The 15,500-nt window shown below is 43.0% G+C and carries 15 protein-coding genes; 4 read left to right on the top strand and 11 right to left on the bottom strand.

Features of this window, described 5'->3' with window-relative positions:
• Positions 1 to 250: 250 nt before the first annotated feature.
• The 3 genes from tdh to yibB form a co-directional block, all read right to left on the bottom strand.
• Entirely contained in the window at positions 251 to 1,276 is a 1,026-nt protein-coding gene (gene tdh, locus ABZJ92_RS16435) for an L-threonine 3-dehydrogenase (RefSeq protein WP_000646014.1), read from the bottom strand.
• 9 nt (positions 1,277 to 1,285) lie between these two features.
• Complete coding sequence (gene kbl / locus ABZJ92_RS16430; protein WP_001213834.1) at positions 1,286 to 2,482, bottom strand: glycine C-acetyltransferase; 1,197 nt, start codon at positions 2,480 to 2,482, stop codon at positions 1,286 to 1,288.
• Between the two features lie 274 nt (positions 2,483 to 2,756).
• Complete coding sequence (gene yibB / locus ABZJ92_RS16425; RefSeq protein ID WP_000842816.1) at positions 2,757 to 3,614, bottom strand: protein YibB; 858 nt, start codon at positions 3,612 to 3,614, stop codon at positions 2,757 to 2,759.
• Between the two features lie 303 nt (positions 3,615 to 3,917).
• On the opposite strand from yibB, the gene rfaD reads away from it, so the two are divergent.
• Genes rfaD through rfaL form a run of 4 tightly spaced genes read left to right on the top strand, consistent with a single transcriptional unit; the run spans position 3,918 to position 8,107 of the window.
• Positions 3,918 to 4,850 carry an ADP-glyceromanno-heptose 6-epimerase gene (gene rfaD, locus ABZJ92_RS16420; protein ID WP_000587750.1) on the top strand — a complete coding sequence of 311 codons (933 nt, stop codon included), beginning with the start codon at positions 3,918 to 3,920 and terminating at the stop codon, positions 4,848 to 4,850.
• A 9-nt stretch (positions 4,851 to 4,859) separates the two neighbouring features.
• On the top strand, positions 4,860 to 5,906 hold the full coding sequence (gene rfaF, locus ABZJ92_RS16415) for an ADP-heptose--LPS heptosyltransferase RfaF (protein ID WP_000699228.1): 1,047 nt from the start codon (positions 4,860 to 4,862) through the stop codon (positions 5,904 to 5,906).
• A 3-nt stretch (positions 5,907 to 5,909) separates the two neighbouring features.
• Entirely contained in the window at positions 5,910 to 6,902 is a 993-nt protein-coding gene (gene rfaC, locus ABZJ92_RS16410; RefSeq protein WP_001264565.1) for a lipopolysaccharide heptosyltransferase RfaC, read from the top strand.
• Positions 6,899 to 8,107, top strand: coding sequence for an O-antigen ligase RfaL (rfaL, locus tag ABZJ92_RS16405; protein WP_000204753.1), 1,209 nt, complete (start codon positions 6,899 to 6,901; stop codon positions 8,105 to 8,107). The genes rfaC and rfaL overlap by 4 nt, the downstream gene beginning before the upstream one ends.
• Positions 8,108 to 8,142: 35 nt before the next feature.
• Here the strand turns inward: rfaL and ABZJ92_RS16400 are convergent, their stop codons facing one another.
• From ABZJ92_RS16400 to ABZJ92_RS16365, 8 genes are all read right to left on the bottom strand, one after another.
• Entirely contained in the window at positions 8,143 to 9,285 is a 1,143-nt protein-coding gene (locus ABZJ92_RS16400) for a lipopolysaccharide N-acetylglucosaminyltransferase (RefSeq protein ID WP_000227804.1), read from the bottom strand.
• A gap of 8 nt (positions 9,286 to 9,293) precedes the next feature.
• Positions 9,294 to 10,307 carry a UDP-glucose--(galactosyl) LPS alpha1,2-glucosyltransferase gene (locus ABZJ92_RS16395; RefSeq protein WP_000346002.1) on the bottom strand — a complete coding sequence of 338 codons (1,014 nt, stop codon included), beginning with the start codon at positions 10,305 to 10,307 and terminating at the stop codon, positions 9,294 to 9,296.
• A gap of 24 nt (positions 10,308 to 10,331) precedes the next feature.
• Positions 10,332 to 11,039: a lipopolysaccharide core heptose(II) kinase RfaY gene (gene rfaY, locus ABZJ92_RS16390; RefSeq protein WP_000639946.1), complete on the bottom strand. Its 708-nt coding sequence runs from the start codon at positions 11,037 to 11,039 to the stop codon at positions 10,332 to 10,334.
• A gap of 25 nt (positions 11,040 to 11,064) precedes the next feature.
• The gene (gene waaO, locus ABZJ92_RS16385) at positions 11,065 to 12,072 is read right to left on the bottom strand and encodes a lipopolysaccharide 3-alpha-galactosyltransferase (RefSeq protein ID WP_000080627.1); all 1,008 of its coding nucleotides are present in this window, start codon (positions 12,070 to 12,072) and stop codon (positions 11,065 to 11,067) included.
• Positions 12,073 to 12,114: 42 nt separating this feature from the next.
• A complete protein-coding gene (gene rfaP / locus ABZJ92_RS16380; RefSeq protein ID WP_005052194.1) occupies positions 12,115 to 12,912 on the bottom strand; it encodes a lipopolysaccharide core heptose(I) kinase RfaP in 798 nt (265 codons plus the stop codon).
• The gene (locus ABZJ92_RS16375) at positions 12,905 to 14,029 is read right to left on the bottom strand and encodes a glycosyltransferase family 4 protein (protein ID WP_000634267.1); all 1,125 of its coding nucleotides are present in this window, start codon (positions 14,027 to 14,029) and stop codon (positions 12,905 to 12,907) included. The genes rfaP and ABZJ92_RS16375 overlap by 8 nt, the downstream gene beginning before the upstream one ends.
• Positions 14,026 to 15,084 carry a lipopolysaccharide core heptosyltransferase RfaQ gene (gene rfaQ / locus ABZJ92_RS16370; protein WP_000360402.1) on the bottom strand — a complete coding sequence of 353 codons (1,059 nt, stop codon included), beginning with the start codon at positions 15,082 to 15,084 and terminating at the stop codon, positions 14,026 to 14,028. Before rfaQ ends, ABZJ92_RS16375 begins: the two co-directional genes overlap by 4 nt.
• Positions 15,085 to 15,441: 357 nt before the next feature.
• Positions 15,442 to 15,498 (bottom strand): IS1 family transposase, encoded by a 57-nt coding sequence (locus ABZJ92_RS16365; protein ID WP_003032489.1) that lies wholly within the window; start codon positions 15,496 to 15,498, stop codon positions 15,442 to 15,444.
• Positions 15,499 to 15,500 lie beyond the last annotated feature (2 nt).

The following is a 15,500-nucleotide window of genomic DNA, read 5'->3' as shown; positions in this document are numbered from 1 at the left end:
TCTGATGGAAATGGAAGCCACGCAAGCACCTTAAAATCACCATCATACACTAAATCAGTAAGTTGGCAGCATTACCGCCTGTGAGATATTATTTTTACAGGTGAGAGAGTCACTTCAGGGTAGAGAGATAATGAGAACAGCTATATAAAAGATCAGCGCAATTACGAACTCTTTATTACACTGACAGGATTTTACATAATTAACAGATTATCCTCAGATAAAAGGGCTGGAATACCAGCCCTTGTTCGTGTTAATCCCAGCTCAGAATAACTTTCCCGGACTGGCCCGAACGCATAGCGTCAAAGCCCTTCTGGAAATCATCGATAGAGAAACGATGGGTAATGATCGGCGAGAGATCGAGGCCAGACTGAATCAGCGCCGCCATCTTGTACCAGGTTTCAAACATCTCACGACCGTAAATGCCTTTAATGAACAAGCCTTTAAAGATCACTTTGGTCCAGTCGATAGACATATCAGACGGTGGAATACCCAGCATCGCAATACGACCGCCGTGGTTCATGGTATCGAGCATGGTACGAAACGCTGGCGGCGCGCCGGACATTTCCAGACCGACATCAAAGCCTTCGGTCATGCCCAGTTCAGCCATCACATCATTAAGGTTTTCTTTCGCGACGTTAACCGCACGGGTGATACCCATTTTGCGCGCCAGCTCAAGGCGGTATTCGTTAACATCGGTGATCACCACATTGCGTGCACCAACGTGTTTCGCCACCGCCGCAGCCATAATACCTATCGGACCTGCACCAGAAACCAGCACATCTTCGCCCACCAGATCGAACGACAGCGCGGTATGCACGGCGTTACCGAAGGGATCAAAAATGGAAGCCAGGTCGTCGGAGATATTGTCGGGGATTTTGAAAGCGTTGAACGCCGGAATCACCAGATATTCGGCGAAGCAGCCCGGACGGTTAACACCGACACCAATGGTGTTGCGGCACAGATGGGTACGACCGCCACGACAGTTGCGACAGTGACCGCAGGTGATATGGCCTTCGCCAGAAACGCGATCGCCGATTTTGAAGCCTTTCACTTCCTGACCAATACCTACCACTTCACCGACATATTCATGGCCCACGACCATCGGCACCGGGATGGTTTTTTGCGACCACTCATCCCAGTTATAGATGTGAACGTCAGTCCCGCAGATGGCTGTTTTACGGATTTTAATCAGCAGATCGTTATGCCCGAGTTCCGGTACAGGGACGTCGGTCATCCAGATGCCCTCTTCCGCTTTCAGTTTGGATAACGCTTTCATCTCACATCCTCAGGCGATAACGCCCAGTTGTTTACCAATACGCGTGAATGCTTCTACTGCACGCGTAATTTGCTCAGGGGTATGCGCCGCAGACATCTGGGTACGAATACGCGCCTGACCTTTCGGAACGACCGGATAGAAGAAACCGGTGACGTAAATGCCCTCTTTTTGCAGCTCTCGGGCAAATTTCTGCGCCACTACCGCATCACCAAGCATGACCGGAATAATGGCGTGATCGGCTCCCGCCAGGGTAAAGCCCGCCGCCGACATTTGCTCACGGAACTGACGCGCGTTCGCCCACAGACGGTCACGCAACTCGCTACCCGCTTCAACCATCTCCAGCACTTTGATGGAAGCGGCGACAATTGCTGGTGCCAGCGAGTTGGAGAACAGGTACGGACGAGAACGCTGGCGCAGCCACTCAACCACTTCTTTGCGCGCCGCGGTATAACCACCAGAAGCCCCGCCCAGCGCTTTACCGAGCGTGCCGGTGATGATGTCGACACGCCCCATCACATCGCAGTATTCATGGGAACCACGACCATTTTCACCGACAAAACCGACCGCGTGGGAGTCGTCTACCATCACCAGGGCATCGTATTTATCTGCCAGATCGCAAACGCCCTTCAGATTGGCAATCACGCCGTCCATCGAGAACACACCATCGGTGGCAATCAGCACATGACGCGCACCGGCTTCACGCGCTTCTTTCAGACGAGCTTCAAGCTCCTGCATATCGTTGTTGGCATAGCGATAGCGTTTAGCTTTACACAGACGCACACCATCAATAATAGACGCGTGGTTCAGTGCGTCGGAGATAATGGCGTCTTCCGCGCCCAGCAGCGTTTCAAACAGGCCACCGTTAGCATCAAAGCAGGAAGAGTAGAGAATCGCATCTTCCATCCCCAGGAATGCCGCCAGTTTTTGTTCAAGCTCTTTATGGCTGTCCTGAGTGCCGCAAATAAAACGCACCGAAGCCATGCCGAAACCGTGAGAATCCATTCCCGCCTTTGCTGCCGCAATCAGATCCGGATGATTCGCCAGCCCGAGATAGTTGTTGGCACAAAAGTTAATGACGTGGCTTCCATCAGCCACGGTGATATCTGCTTGCTGCGCAGACGTAATAATGCGCTCTTCTTTAAACAACCCTTCCGCCCGTGCGGTTTCCAGATCGTTGGTTAACTGCTGATAAAATTCTCCACGCATTGCGATTCTCCAGACAGGGCAAATTCCAGCACATATTACCCAAACTTATAGGTCGCGACGAGATGATGCGTTAACACTTCTGCAAAATTCAGGATAAATAACGTGTATCTTGATGTCTCTCAACACCTACAGATAGTAGAAAAACTGTACAGTTTTGGCTGAGCATAATGATGAGTGATTTTACTGCATTGATATAAAAAGAAAAAATGATGCCAAAGCATCATTTTTCCTATCTCAGTTGGCATCAAAACGCTACCCACTAATGGAGGGAAACCTATTTTCTTGAAAGGAAAATTCTCAGCGCCTGCATTTTTGCCCCTAAAGTGTTACTCCTGAAGCAGCGAAACAAATCGAACCATTTTCCTCTCCCCAGATAGTTTAGGTTGAAGAGATCGGAACGTTTGTAATAGCACATGACAAAAATGCCCTGGTCATCGTCCACAATGTTATTGTTTAGTGTTATTTTTTGACTTTCCAGAACTAATTTATAGAATTCTTTCCATTTATGCTGTGAACCAACAATTGCGCCCCCAATAATATATACATGATTGCCAATCATGAAATCAAAAGCCTGTTGTTGAGATGTAACAGTAAGCCCTTTTTTTATAGTGAAAAGATGCATCTTATTTTCATCAAATGGGAAATCCCAAATTTTCAATCCTCGAGTTACATTTGGCTTACGGCAATAGCCAAAATCTATCCACGCAACAAGAGGCGTTTTCACTAAACCCATGTTGATAGCTTTATTTACAAAATAGGCCTTAAGGTTACATACCAAAACATACTCTGGTGACCAGTACTCTGGGTTTTTTAATTGTCGAGGCTCAAGTCTATTTGTAAATGACTCATCTTTTTGAATTTTTTCGATACGACTTCTGATATATCTAAATTTCTTTTTTATATCGATAACGATAACCGTTGTTGGTTTTCCGTTGCGAATCGCTTCAATCCTTGGTTTCAAATCGGGAGAAGTGAAAATAATCATCTCATTTTCAAGTGCGGCCAGACGCTCAAAGTAACTAAAATAAACATCAACTGAACGAGCTAGTTTTTCACGGAACCCTTTATTAGCAGTCCAATCCCCTCTACCAATGTCAAAATATGCAGTGATAATTGTGGTGGATGATTTCATTACTAATAAGACCATTAATATAAAAAAAGAATTATATCATAAATATTAACAGAATGTATACTGTATATTATCCATTCAAATGATTCCGTTATTTATCATACATCGGAATATTGATACTAAAGCACTATTCACATGCAAAACCAACATCCGCCATGAAGGACTAGCTAAAACCCAAACTAGTTTGTTGCAATTAGCATCCTTGCACCTCTATGTAAAGGGCTGAAGGGATTCGGATGTGATGGTATGATTACAGACATTCGTGTCTGAGATTGTCTCTGACTCCATAATTCGAAGGTTACAGTTATGATCATCGTTACCGGCGGCGCGGGCTTTATCGGCAGCAACATCGTTAAGGCCCTGAATGATAAAGGCATCACCGATATTCTGGTGGTGGACAACCTGAAAGACGGCACCAAGTTTGTGAACCTGGTGGATCTGGATATCGCGGACTATATGGATAAGGAAGACTTCCTGATCCAGATTATGGCTGGCGAAGAGTTCGGTGATGTCGAAGCGATTTTCCACGAAGGCGCATGCTCTTCCACCACCGAGTGGGATGGCAAGTATATGATGGATAACAACTATCAATACTCCAAAGAGCTGCTGCACTACTGTCTGGAGCGCGAAATCCCGTTCCTGTATGCCTCTTCCGCAGCCACCTACGGCGGACGCACCTCCGACTTTATTGAATCCCGCGAGTACGAAAAACCGTTGAATGTCTACGGTTACTCAAAATTCCTGTTTGATGAATATGTTCGTCAAATCCTGCCAGAAGCGAACTCGCAGATTGTTGGCTTCCGCTATTTCAACGTTTATGGACCGCGTGAAGGCCATAAAGGCAGCATGGCGAGCGTCGCTTTCCATCTCAACACCCAGCTTAATAACGGTGAATCACCGAAGCTGTTCGAAGGTAGCGAGAACTTCAAACGTGACTTCGTCTATGTGGGCGACGTGGCAGATGTAAACCTGTGGTTCCTGGAAAATGGCGTTTCCGGTATCTTCAACCTCGGCACCGGTCGTGCAGAATCCTTCCAGGCAGTAGCAGATGCTACGCTGGCTTATCACAAGAAAGGCCAGATCGAATACATTCCGTTCCCGGATAAGCTGAAAGGCCGCTACCAGGCGTTCACTCAGGCAGATCTGACAAATCTGCGCGCGGCGGGTTACGACAAACCGTTCAAAACCGTTGCTGAAGGTGTAACGGAATACATGGCCTGGCTGAATCGCGACGCATAAGAGCTCTGCATGAAAATACTGGTGATCGGCCCGTCTTGGGTTGGCGACATGATGATGTCGCAAAGTCTCTATCGCACGCTCCAGGCGCGCTATCCCCAGGCGATAATCGATGTGATGGCACCGGCATGGTGCCGTCCATTATTATCGCGGATGCCGGAAGTTAACGAAGCTATCCCTATGCCTCTCGGTCACGGAGCGCTGGAAATCGGCGAACGCCGCAAACTGGGTCATAGCCTGCGTGAAAAGCGCTACGACCGCGCCTACGTCTTACCAAACTCCTTCAAATCTGCATTAGTGCCTTTCTTCGCGGGTATTCCTCATCGCACCGGCTGGCGCGGCGAGATGCGCTACGGTTTACTCAACGATGTACGCGTGCTCGATAAAGAAGCCTGGCCGCTAATGGTGGAACGCTATGTCGCGCTGGCCTATGACAAAGGCATTATGCGTACCGCACAAGATCTGCCGCAGCCATTGTTATGGCCGCAGTTGCAGGTGAGCGAAGGTGAAAAATCATATACCTGTAATCAATTTTCGCTTTCATCAGAACGTCCGATGATTGGCTTTTGCCCGGGTGCGGAGTTTGGTCCGGCAAAACGCTGGCCACACTACCACTATGCGGAACTGGCAAAGCAGCTGATTGATGAAGGTTATCAGGTGGTTCTGTTTGGCTCTGCGAAAGATCATGAAGCGGGCAATGAGATTCTTGCCGCTTTGAATACCGAGCAGCAGGCATGGTGTCGGAACCTGGCGGGGGAAACACAGCTTGATCAAGCGGTTATCTTGATTGCAGCCTGTAAAGCCATTGTCACTAACGATTCTGGCCTGATGCACGTTGCGGCGGCGCTCAATCGTCCGCTGGTTGCCCTGTATGGTCCAAGTAGCCCGGACTTCACACCGCCGCTATCCCATAAAGCGCGCGTGATCCGTCTGATTACCGGCTATCACAAAGTGCGTAAAGGTGACGCTGCGGAGGGTTATCACCAGAGCTTGATCGACATTACTCCCCAGCGCGTACTGGAAGAACTCAACGCGCTATTGTTACAAGAGGAAGCCTGACGGATGCGGGTTTTGATCGTTAAAACATCGTCGATGGGCGATGTTCTCCATACGTTGCCCGCACTCACTGATGCCCAGCAGGCAATCCCAGGGATTAAGTTTGACTGGGTGGTGGAAGAAGGGTTCGCACAGATTCCTTCCTGGCACGCTGCCGTTGAGCGAGTTATTCCTGTGGCAATACGTCGCTGGCGTAAAGCCTGGTTCTCGGCCCCCATAAAAGCTGAACGCAAAGCGTTTCGTGAAGCGCTACAAGCAGAGAACTATGACGCAGTTATCGACGCTCAGGGGCTGGTAAAAAGCGCGGCACTGGTGACACGTCTGGCGCATGGCGTAAAGCATGGATTGGACTGGCAAACCGCTCGCGAACCTTTAGCCAGCCTGTTTTACAATTGTAAGCATCATATTGCAAAACAGCAGCACGCCGTAGAACGCACCCGCGAACTGTTTGCCAAAAGTTTGGGCTATAGCAAACCGCAAACCCAGGGCGATTATGCTATCGCACAGCATTTTCTGACGAACCTGCCTACAGATGCTGGCGAATATGCCGTATTTCTTCATGCGACGACCCGTGATGATAAACACTGGCCGGAAGAACACTGGCGAGAATTGATTGGTTTACTGGCTGATTCAGGAATACGGATTAAACTTCCGTGGGGCGCGCCGCATGAGGAAGAACGGGCGAAACGACTGGCGGAAGGATTTGCTTATGTTGAAGTATTGCCGAAGATGAGTCTGGAAGGCGTTGCCCGCGTGCTGGCCGGGGCTAAATTTGTAGTGTCGGTGGATACGGGGTTAAGCCATTTAACGGCGGCACTGGATAGACCCAATATCACGGTTTATGGACCAACCGATCCGGGATTAATTGGTGGGTATGGGAAGAATCAAGTAGAGTGTCGTTCTACAAGTATGTCTCTTGCAGATTTGCCAGCTCAAACCGTTTTTCAAAATTTAAATCTTGAAATAATAACCAATAAGTTGACATCGGAGATAAGATGACCTCAACATTATTTTTCTCTCTCGAGAAAAAAAACTGGATAGCGTACTGGAACAGAGCTCTCGTATTCTTATTCATTACCACCTATTTTTTGGGTGGGATTACAAGGTATAAACATCTTATTGTTATTCTTATGACAATAACGACAATCGTCTATCTCTGCAAACGGCCAAAACACTATCTCTCACTATTTAAAACATTTCTTTTTGGTAGTGTTGCCATATTAACTATTGCTGCATTGCTGTCACTTCTTCAATCCCCTGATGCAGGTGCTAGCATGAAGGAAGTTTTCAAAGCTATTATTGAGAATACTTTACTATGCACAATAGCAATACCGGTCATATTGAGAGACGAGAAAAGAGAAGATGTCGAAAAAATCGTTTTCTTCTCATTTATTAGTGCGTTGGGCTTACGCTGTTTTTCTGAATTGATTACCTATTATAAGGACTATCAACAAGGGATAATGCCATTCGCAGATTATAGACACCGTAGCATTTCTGACTCGATGGTCTTTTTATTCCCTGCATTGTTAAATCTCTGGCTTATCAAATCAGCAAAATACCGCATTTCTTTTGTGGTTCTAAGCGTTATTTTTATTTTTCTGATATTAGGAACTTTATCCAGAGGGGCCTGGCTTTCCGTGTTAGTCATTGGATTAATATGGATTCTGATGTTTAAACAATGGAAGTTACTATTAGTAGGAGTAATGGTTTCCATCATTGCATTGTCGGTTATTTTCACACATAAGGAGATGACCGCAAAGCTAACGTATAAACTTCAACAAACTAATAGTTCTTATCGCTATGCAAATGGTACTCAAGGCAGCGCACTCGATCTAATATTAGAAAATCCTGTTATTGGTTATGGTTACGGTAACGTTGCATATAAAGATGTCTATAATAAACGTGTCATTGATTATCCAGAATGGACCTTTAGACAATCAATAGGGCCACATAATTTTGCGCTATTCATCTGGTTTGGCACTGGTTTATTAGGGCTGGTAAGTCTTATGATGCTATACTGTGCAATATTGAAAGAGTGTATAAAAAATGGCGTCAAGAATAAATATCGCTCACCATATAATGCATATTATATAATCTTACTATCTTTTATAGGTTATTTTGTTATCCGTGGAAACGTAGAACAAATTGAACCAAATTTATTAGGCGTTTACGCCGGCTTATTATTAGCGATGAAAAACAAGTAAAAAATAAAAAAGGCTGCATAATGCGGCCTTTTTATTTATTCAAACCAATTATGAATAACCTCTTCGAATCTTTGAGTTACGCCATCCCAACTGTAGTGATCAAACACAAAGTCCTGACCTTGCTTTGCAACTGCTGTTAATTCAGGATTCGCTAACGTTTTTAAAATATCGCTGCTTATGGAGTCTGCAGTCATAGGTTCTTTTAAATGGAATCCCGTAGTATTTTCTTTGACAAATTCCGTCATCCCCCCACGCGTACTCACTAAAACAGGCTTACCAGCACCCATAGCTTCAATTGCCACCATGCAAAATGGTTCCTGGAACTGGGAAGGAATGACGACTAAATCTGCCAGTGGGTAATAACAATACATCTTTTCAGGCGGTATGCTTCCTAACATAATGCAACGATCCTTCAAACGTTTTGCAATTTCCCTGACATTGCGTTGATATGCACCTTTGTCACTTTTACTCATTTCTGTATAATCACCAATCACAACTAATTTTAAATTTTTGTGAGCAGCGGCCAATTTTTCGAATGATTGCATCAACAGCAATATGCCTTTGTCAGGGACGATACGCCCAGCATAAAAAATAATTTTCTCTTCAGGAGAGATATTAAGTTCGCTTCTAGTGATCGGCTGAAAATTAGATTGATAGGTTTCTAAATCAATTCCATTTGGTACAATCTCAATATCTGCATTTGCTAAATAAGATTGGTAATACTTTTTCAAGTATAAACTAGGGACTATCATTTTAACATTTTGCTCAAGCAATTTTGGTTCAAATGCATTATGCATATGTATAACCACTCTTGCCTGAGGAGCTAGCTTACGAATTTGAGTGTATAGCTTCATGCTATTATGAACTACAATAACACTTTCTTTCGTTATAGGAAAATCATGTGCAATATTCAATATTCTCTGTGAATATGGAAGAGGATCAAGTCTTGTCCATTTTTGAAATAACCGCTTATATATGCGACTGAATCCAACCCTATGAATACTACAATTATCATTAACAAAGGTGTAATTTGAGTATCCTGGATTTTTGATACAAACAATACGATTTGGAAAATTGGTACGCTGAGCAACCTGATACATCCACGTTTCAACAGCAGCCGCTCCGCGAGGAGGAATTGAAAAAATAGGAGTAACCGTAAATATTATTTTATCAACCATCTCGTATATTAACCTTTCATAACATTATATTTAATTGCTGTAAAAACACCATCGAGAAATTTTTTCTGGTAAAGCAAGTGTTTATATTTTTCTTTGTGCTCATGTTTTTTAACAGCTTTTTTATAAGGTATATTTCTCCATGGTGATATATTATAAATATTACGAAAATAATCTGCAGAGGCGTAGTTCGCCCAATCATGCCATGGCTTAGTTATACCAGTATAATGTATGAAGACAGTGTCATCATTAATAAACCGGGTGTAATATTCACTATTTTTTTCTTCAAATTCTGACTTTATAGTATAAATACAATTATATTTTCTCGGTAATATTTTAGCATGATGTAGAAACATTAAGTTTAAAATATCTTGATCCGGGTACTTTAATTTTTTTATAATTGACTCATCTGATAATAGATCAAAGAATTTTTCCGTTAGTCTTTGTTTTAACCATTCCCGTAAATTAATATACATTACACCAGAGTTAAAATAGCTACCGTTAAAATCCTCATTACACAAACGCTCAGCGCTTTTACTTTGCATAGCATCTACATCAATTACCACTGCCCCATATTCATCTTTAAACTCTAATGCTATTAACTCGTTCAATGAACCCTTACAGACGATATCAGCATCAAGATATAATAATGAATCCAATCGCGCAGAAAAATAATCAAATGAAAGCAAACGATAATAAATAGATACTGGCCAGATATTTGATTGAGGTAGCGCCTTCAATGGCTCAGAATCAATATGATATAATTTAATTACTGTTTGATACTTCGTTGCTAATTGTGATAATAATTCAATATACTCTTTGTCTAAGTAATCAGCGATTATGTGAAAGGTAAATTTGTTTTGTTTATTCTTTTCAAGAATTGAAGCAATTGAAATCGCAGCCCCAACCTGGTAGTTCTCATCAATACCCCATGAGACATTAAACGTTTCCCGTTCATCAAGTTTAACGGGGCGCTTGTCCAGTTCAATTATATCTTTAAATTGAGTAAGATGTTTAAAATCCAATTTAATTACCCTTCATCATAATCATTATTTGCTCTTCAATCCTAGTTTGACTTTTACATCCCTGATTACTTTTTTAATTTTCTTTTTGAATATAAGATATGTATAGCCAAAGTCTTTCAATTCATTTTTTATATTATAGTGCCGTTCAAGATCAATGCGATCTTTTGCTTTTAAAACAGCGGTTGTTTTTTTACCTGAAAGGTCAATTAGTCTTAAACCTTTTTCGGATACTATAAAATTTCCTTTATGAGGATCGCCAGACACCATTCCATGCTGATGCAACTCTTTTATCGATTCTGATAATTGATCCTTCAGATCTTCAGAAATTTCCAAATACTCATTTAACCCGACACCTTCAATATACTCAATGAGCATAATATAATAATGAGCGAAATTTAATGTTTTACGTTCAGCTAGCAAAAAATAGTCATTAATTGATTGGATGCCTTCACCACGTACCCGATCGGTTTGATAAATTAAATTTTCATAATAATCTTTTTTTATGCAAGATTTTAAGAAACGTTCGGTCATTTTATGCTTTGGCGCATAAACTTTAAGTACAAGAGGTCCACGAGCAGTGTCAATAAGAATGACTTTAGTATCATCAATAGAACGAAAAACTTTTAATGTTTTAACCCTGCAAGTTAAAAAGTCATTTAGAACTTGCTCATAAAAGGGATCATTATCTTTTATGAAAACTTTCAACCCATTTATCGTTTTATTATATATCATAATGAATTATTTTAACCTTAAATCTTTAGAAGCATTTTTCTTTATAATACTTTAAATAATTAAAAATGCCTGCCATATAATGCTTTTGTTTAAATTTATGTTTTGCACAATACCGATACTGATTGCTATTTACAGGTTTAAGTAAATCTTCTTTACTCCACGGAGAAGCTGCTTTGGCGATCAAAAAACTACGTGAAACCGGATAATCAGCCCACTCATGCCAGGGTTTTGTAGGTCCCACATAGTGTATAAACACGGTGTCATCATTGACTGGATTATCAACTTTGTCTTTTAATTCATAGTTAATACTATATCGGGTATTATATTTCTCCGAAATAAACTTCACTTTACCATTCAATAATACATTCAGTACATCTTGATCAAGGTGGGTGATTTTACTTACCCAATCTGGGTCACGCAACATTTCAATAGCTTTTGACGAAATGTTATTTAGATTCCACTCATCAATATTTATCAGTAAAAAACCAGCATTGAAATATCCAGAAGCTAACTGTGGTGTAGTTAATACCGAGGCTCGATTTTGCCACCATTCAATATCTCTTTCAGCTACAACTGCGGCAATTTCATTAGTAGAAAATTGATAATCTAAGAGTTCTTTAATACTACCCTTGCAAGCAATATCTGCATCAAGATATAGTATTTTTTCATGTTTATGATAGAAATAATCTGCAATTATAAATCGAAAATATGTTGCGTAAGTCCAGTTTTTCGTGCTTGGTAATGACTTCAGCTTATCACAATTGATAACATAAATATTAATTCTTGAATTATATTGTTTTGCTAAATCAGAAAAATATAATTTGTCTTTATCACTGATATAATCTGTGAAAATATGAAATTCACAAGAGATTTCTCTATTGTTTAATAGAATAGATGCGATGGCTACACCACATCCAAAAAGAAAATTTCTGTCAATACCAAATGCTATATCAAGAGTATTTTTAGATCTTATATTTTGATAATGAAAATTATACTCAAAAAGGATGATGTCACTATCATTGAGTTGAGACATATTTATTCTGTATCCAAAATTTTGGCAAAAATAAGTTACGGGTTACAACGATTTTCGAATCGTTCTTTCCCTGATTTTTGTGGCTTTTGCTTCTGCTTGCGACAGCAGTCCTTGTTCCTGCTTGAGAATGTCTTTAAGCGGGGCGGCAAAATACACCTTCATAAAGCGCCAGATATCCCGCTGAGTCAGGCCAATATTCATTGAAGAAAAATAAAGCCCTATAAGATCTTTATCGCGCCAACGACCTGGAACGCGCGTGCGAAGCTGCGCCCGGTGTAGGTCAATTACCGAAATTTTTAACTCCTCTTCCTTACCGGAAAAAGGCAAGTGCAGCAGGAAATGACAGATATAACAGTCACGATGGTTAATGCCCGCAGCATGCATATCGCGCACCATCGTCGCGACACGCTTAATAAGCATACGCTTTACGCGAACATCTGGTGGGTTGGTCGCCCAGTCAGCACAGTAATCTTCCAGACTGATGGTTGGTGTCAGATCTTCGGTAATAATAAACGAGGTTCTGGTCAGCGGATTCATGCCTTTTTCGCCGAATGCCACCCCATACATAGTATCAACGCCGACATCCCGCAGTCGATGAATCGCATTCCATTCGCGGTCTGCGCCTAATACTGGCATCCGCAATGAGAGTAAATTTTTGATTATCTCTTTCAGGGTCGTGCCGCGATGCCATTTGAGAAAATAGCTTTTTCCCGCCATTTCAAAGCGCAGAGTACGGCGAGTTTCCAGTTCACGAAATACCTCACCCTGCAAGGTTTTAACTTCCTCAAAAGGATCTTTGCCGCGCCATAACGTGGCAAACGGCTCTTTAAGTTCAACCATCCAGACCACCCGTTATGATATCCGCCGCTTTCTCTGGCAGACTGTATAAATCTTGTGTATCAGCATAATGTCGCGCATTTTCCGCCCAAGCCTGGCGCAATGAAGATTGCGTTAACGCTTTGCGTAAAATCTCATTCAATGTTTCCTGGCGGAATGGCTCAGCAATAGCCTCGCCGCAATTAGCGTCGACAATATAATGCGCATAGCCACAAACGGCAGTTGTTAGTACCGGTAATCCTGCAGTAATCGCTTCCAGCAGCACAATTCCCGCCGCTTCCTGGTAGGCAGGATGCAGTAATAAATCCGCCGCCGCCATTAATTCCGAGACATCGTTGCGCCCCGAGAAGAAGTGAACATTACTGCGCACGCCGCGTTTTTCTGCCAGTGCCTCAAATTTTCGCGGTTTATCCTGCCCAACAACATATAGCAATGTGTTGTGGCGCAGCGAATCCGGTAACGAAGCAAGTGCTTCAATGGAACGATCGGCACCTTTACGCGTGAAGTCTGAACCGACCTGCAACAATAAATATTGTTGTTCGGTTATTCCATTCTTCTTACGGAAGATTTCACGGCTATTGGCTGGCTGCTGGCTATATTTACGATCAGGATAAATCCCCGGTGGCAGAATATGAAAACGCTCCGCTTCAGTCTGATAATGTTTCTGGAAATCGGCGATTTGCTTATCTGTCAGCATCAGCAGCTGTGTCGGCTTGCCCTGTTCGAAGGTTGCCCGCTCAAAGGCGGCATAATGGCGATAACGTGACGTCAGGCGATAGAAAAAGCCTTTTTCCTGCGCTACTTTCTCGGCATAACAAACATCAGCGGCATAATAAACGTCCAGCCCCGGCATTTTGTTGAATCCAACGACTTTATCGACGGGATGTTCGCGTAAATGTTTTTGCACCCAGGCAAAATACTCCGCATTGCGCCCGTGATTGGTATGCGATTTAACCGGCACTTTGATCACTTCAAATACATCAGGGCATTCGCCTTCCCACGACTGGGTATAAACCCGAACATGATGACCTCGGGCGGCGACTGTCTGAGCAATACGCATAAAATCGCGCTGCAAACCGCCAAAGGGAAAATATTTATATAAACAAAAAGCAACGATCATAACGACGTACCTGTCGTGGAGGAGGGCAGTAATTTATCGACAGCAGCAATGACATCTGCCGCCGGAATAACCGAAAGATACATCTCATTTCGGTCACGCTGATCGCGCGTTGGCATTTCCCGGTAATCTCCCGCCCAGAATTGAATCATGTTATTTGACCAGGGACGCCAGAAAATATGATCTGTTGCGCCAAACAGCGATATCAGCGGCGTATTAACTGCAGCGGCAATATGCGCCGGTGCGGAATCAACGCCAATAAACAGCTGCGCATGATCGATTAACGCACCAAGTTCCGGGAAGGTCACCTTTCCAGCCAGCGCCGTTACTGGTGGCGTCTGGCATCCCTGCGCAATTTCATTGACGCAGGCCAGATCGTCTTTATCTGGGCCGGACGTCAGAACGACTTCATAACCACGAGCATGTAAGGCATCAATCACAGCGGAAAACTTGGCGTTGTCCCAGCATTTGAAGATTTGCCGCGCCGTAGGTTGGATAACCACATAATTTTGTCCAACACCAGCGTGATCAAGTTCGCGACGCATACGTTTCCAGCTTGCAGGCGGGTAACTCATGGTTGTCTGCTTCACCAACGAATCAAGTCCCAATGGTGTCAGCACGGATAAGTTACTTTCCACCACATTTCCACCCTGCAACGGCACCAAATGGGTGAAACTTTTACGCCAAAAAGCAGACTGCCGATGATGATAATCCTGGGAAATTTTCACACGAGCATTTAATAAGCGAACCAGTATAGCAACCATCCATTGATCGGTAAGATTGACGATAAGGTCATACTTATTGGCACGTAATACCTTGATGAGATGAAAAAAGTTGGCAATTTTTTCTGAGGCTTTTGCTTTTTTATTTTTTATGCCGTAGAGCGCGTTAATCTCTGGATTTTCAGACAGGATCGGGATGGTGTCCTGATAAAGCAGCACATCGATTTTTGCGTCAGGGTAATTTTTTTTCAGAGAACTAATGACGGGAGTAGTTAATAACATATCCCCATGAAAACGCATCTTAATGAGCAAAATTCTTCGAAATGGCTTATCCACAAGTAACTCTTTTTGTTGAGATTATCCGATTAAGGTGAAGCAGAAAAAGCACGCTACCGCCCCAGGCTCAACAGCTACCTGAATACTGATACCGCACTGATATTGACGCGCTAGTGTATCACTTCTTTCGCGGCAATCCGACCCGAATGATTTTTAAGCACATTGTTGATTTTCAATAAAGAAATCAATCAAATAAAATCATTAGCAACCATATTCTTTCACTGTTGCTCTGCGATTCCTTCCTGCACGTACAGCAGAAATCAATGAATCGCATAAAAATACAAAAAAAGTATAGATGTTCAACAAGAATTGGCGGGTAAATTGCTATTTAAGTCAAAAACGGGTAATGACTCCAACTTACTGATAGTGTTTTATGTTCAGATAATGCCCGATGACCTTGTCATGCAGCTCCACCG

This window comes from Shigella sp. FJ200513 (genome assembly GCF_040495915.1).
GTDB lineage: Bacteria > Pseudomonadota > Gammaproteobacteria > Enterobacterales > Enterobacteriaceae > ECMA0423.
This window is presented reverse-complemented; position numbering and strand designations above follow the sequence as displayed.

What these genes read in the sequence shown, in the direction of transcription:
- tdh (WP_000646014.1), bottom strand. Translation starts at nt 1,276, where the DNA reads ATGAAAGCGTTATCCAAACTGAAAGCGGAAGAGGGCATCTGGATGACC.
- kbl (WP_001213834.1), bottom strand. Translation starts at nt 2,482, where the DNA reads ATGCGTGGAGAATTTTATCAGCAGTTAACCAACGATCTGGAAACCGCA.
- yibB (WP_000842816.1), bottom strand. Translation starts at nt 3,614, where the DNA reads ATGAAATCATCCACCACAATTATCACTGCATATTTTGACATTGGTAGA.
- rfaD (WP_000587750.1), top strand. Translation starts at nt 3,918, where the DNA reads ATGATCATCGTTACCGGCGGCGCGGGCTTTATCGGCAGCAACATCGTT.
- rfaF (WP_000699228.1), top strand. Translation starts at nt 4,860, where the DNA reads ATGAAAATACTGGTGATCGGCCCGTCTTGGGTTGGCGACATGATGATG.
- rfaC (WP_001264565.1), top strand. Translation starts at nt 5,910, where the DNA reads ATGCGGGTTTTGATCGTTAAAACATCGTCGATGGGCGATGTTCTCCAT.
- rfaL (WP_000204753.1), top strand. Translation starts at nt 6,899, where the DNA reads ATGACCTCAACATTATTTTTCTCTCTCGAGAAAAAAAACTGGATAGCG.
- ABZJ92_RS16400 (WP_000227804.1), bottom strand. Translation starts at nt 9,285, where the DNA reads ATGGTTGATAAAATAATATTTACGGTTACTCCTATTTTTTCAATTCCT.
- rfaY (WP_000639946.1), bottom strand. Translation starts at nt 11,039, where the DNA reads ATGATATATAATAAAACGATAAATGGGTTGAAAGTTTTCATAAAAGAT.
- waaO (WP_000080627.1), bottom strand. Translation starts at nt 12,072, where the DNA reads ATGTCTCAACTCAATGATAGTGACATCATCCTTTTTGAGTATAATTTT.
- rfaP (WP_005052194.1), bottom strand. Translation starts at nt 12,912, where the DNA reads ATGGTTGAACTTAAAGAGCCGTTTGCCACGTTATGGCGCGGCAAAGAT.
- ABZJ92_RS16375 (WP_000634267.1), bottom strand. Translation starts at nt 14,029, where the DNA reads ATGATCGTTGCTTTTTGTTTATATAAATATTTTCCCTTTGGCGGTTTG.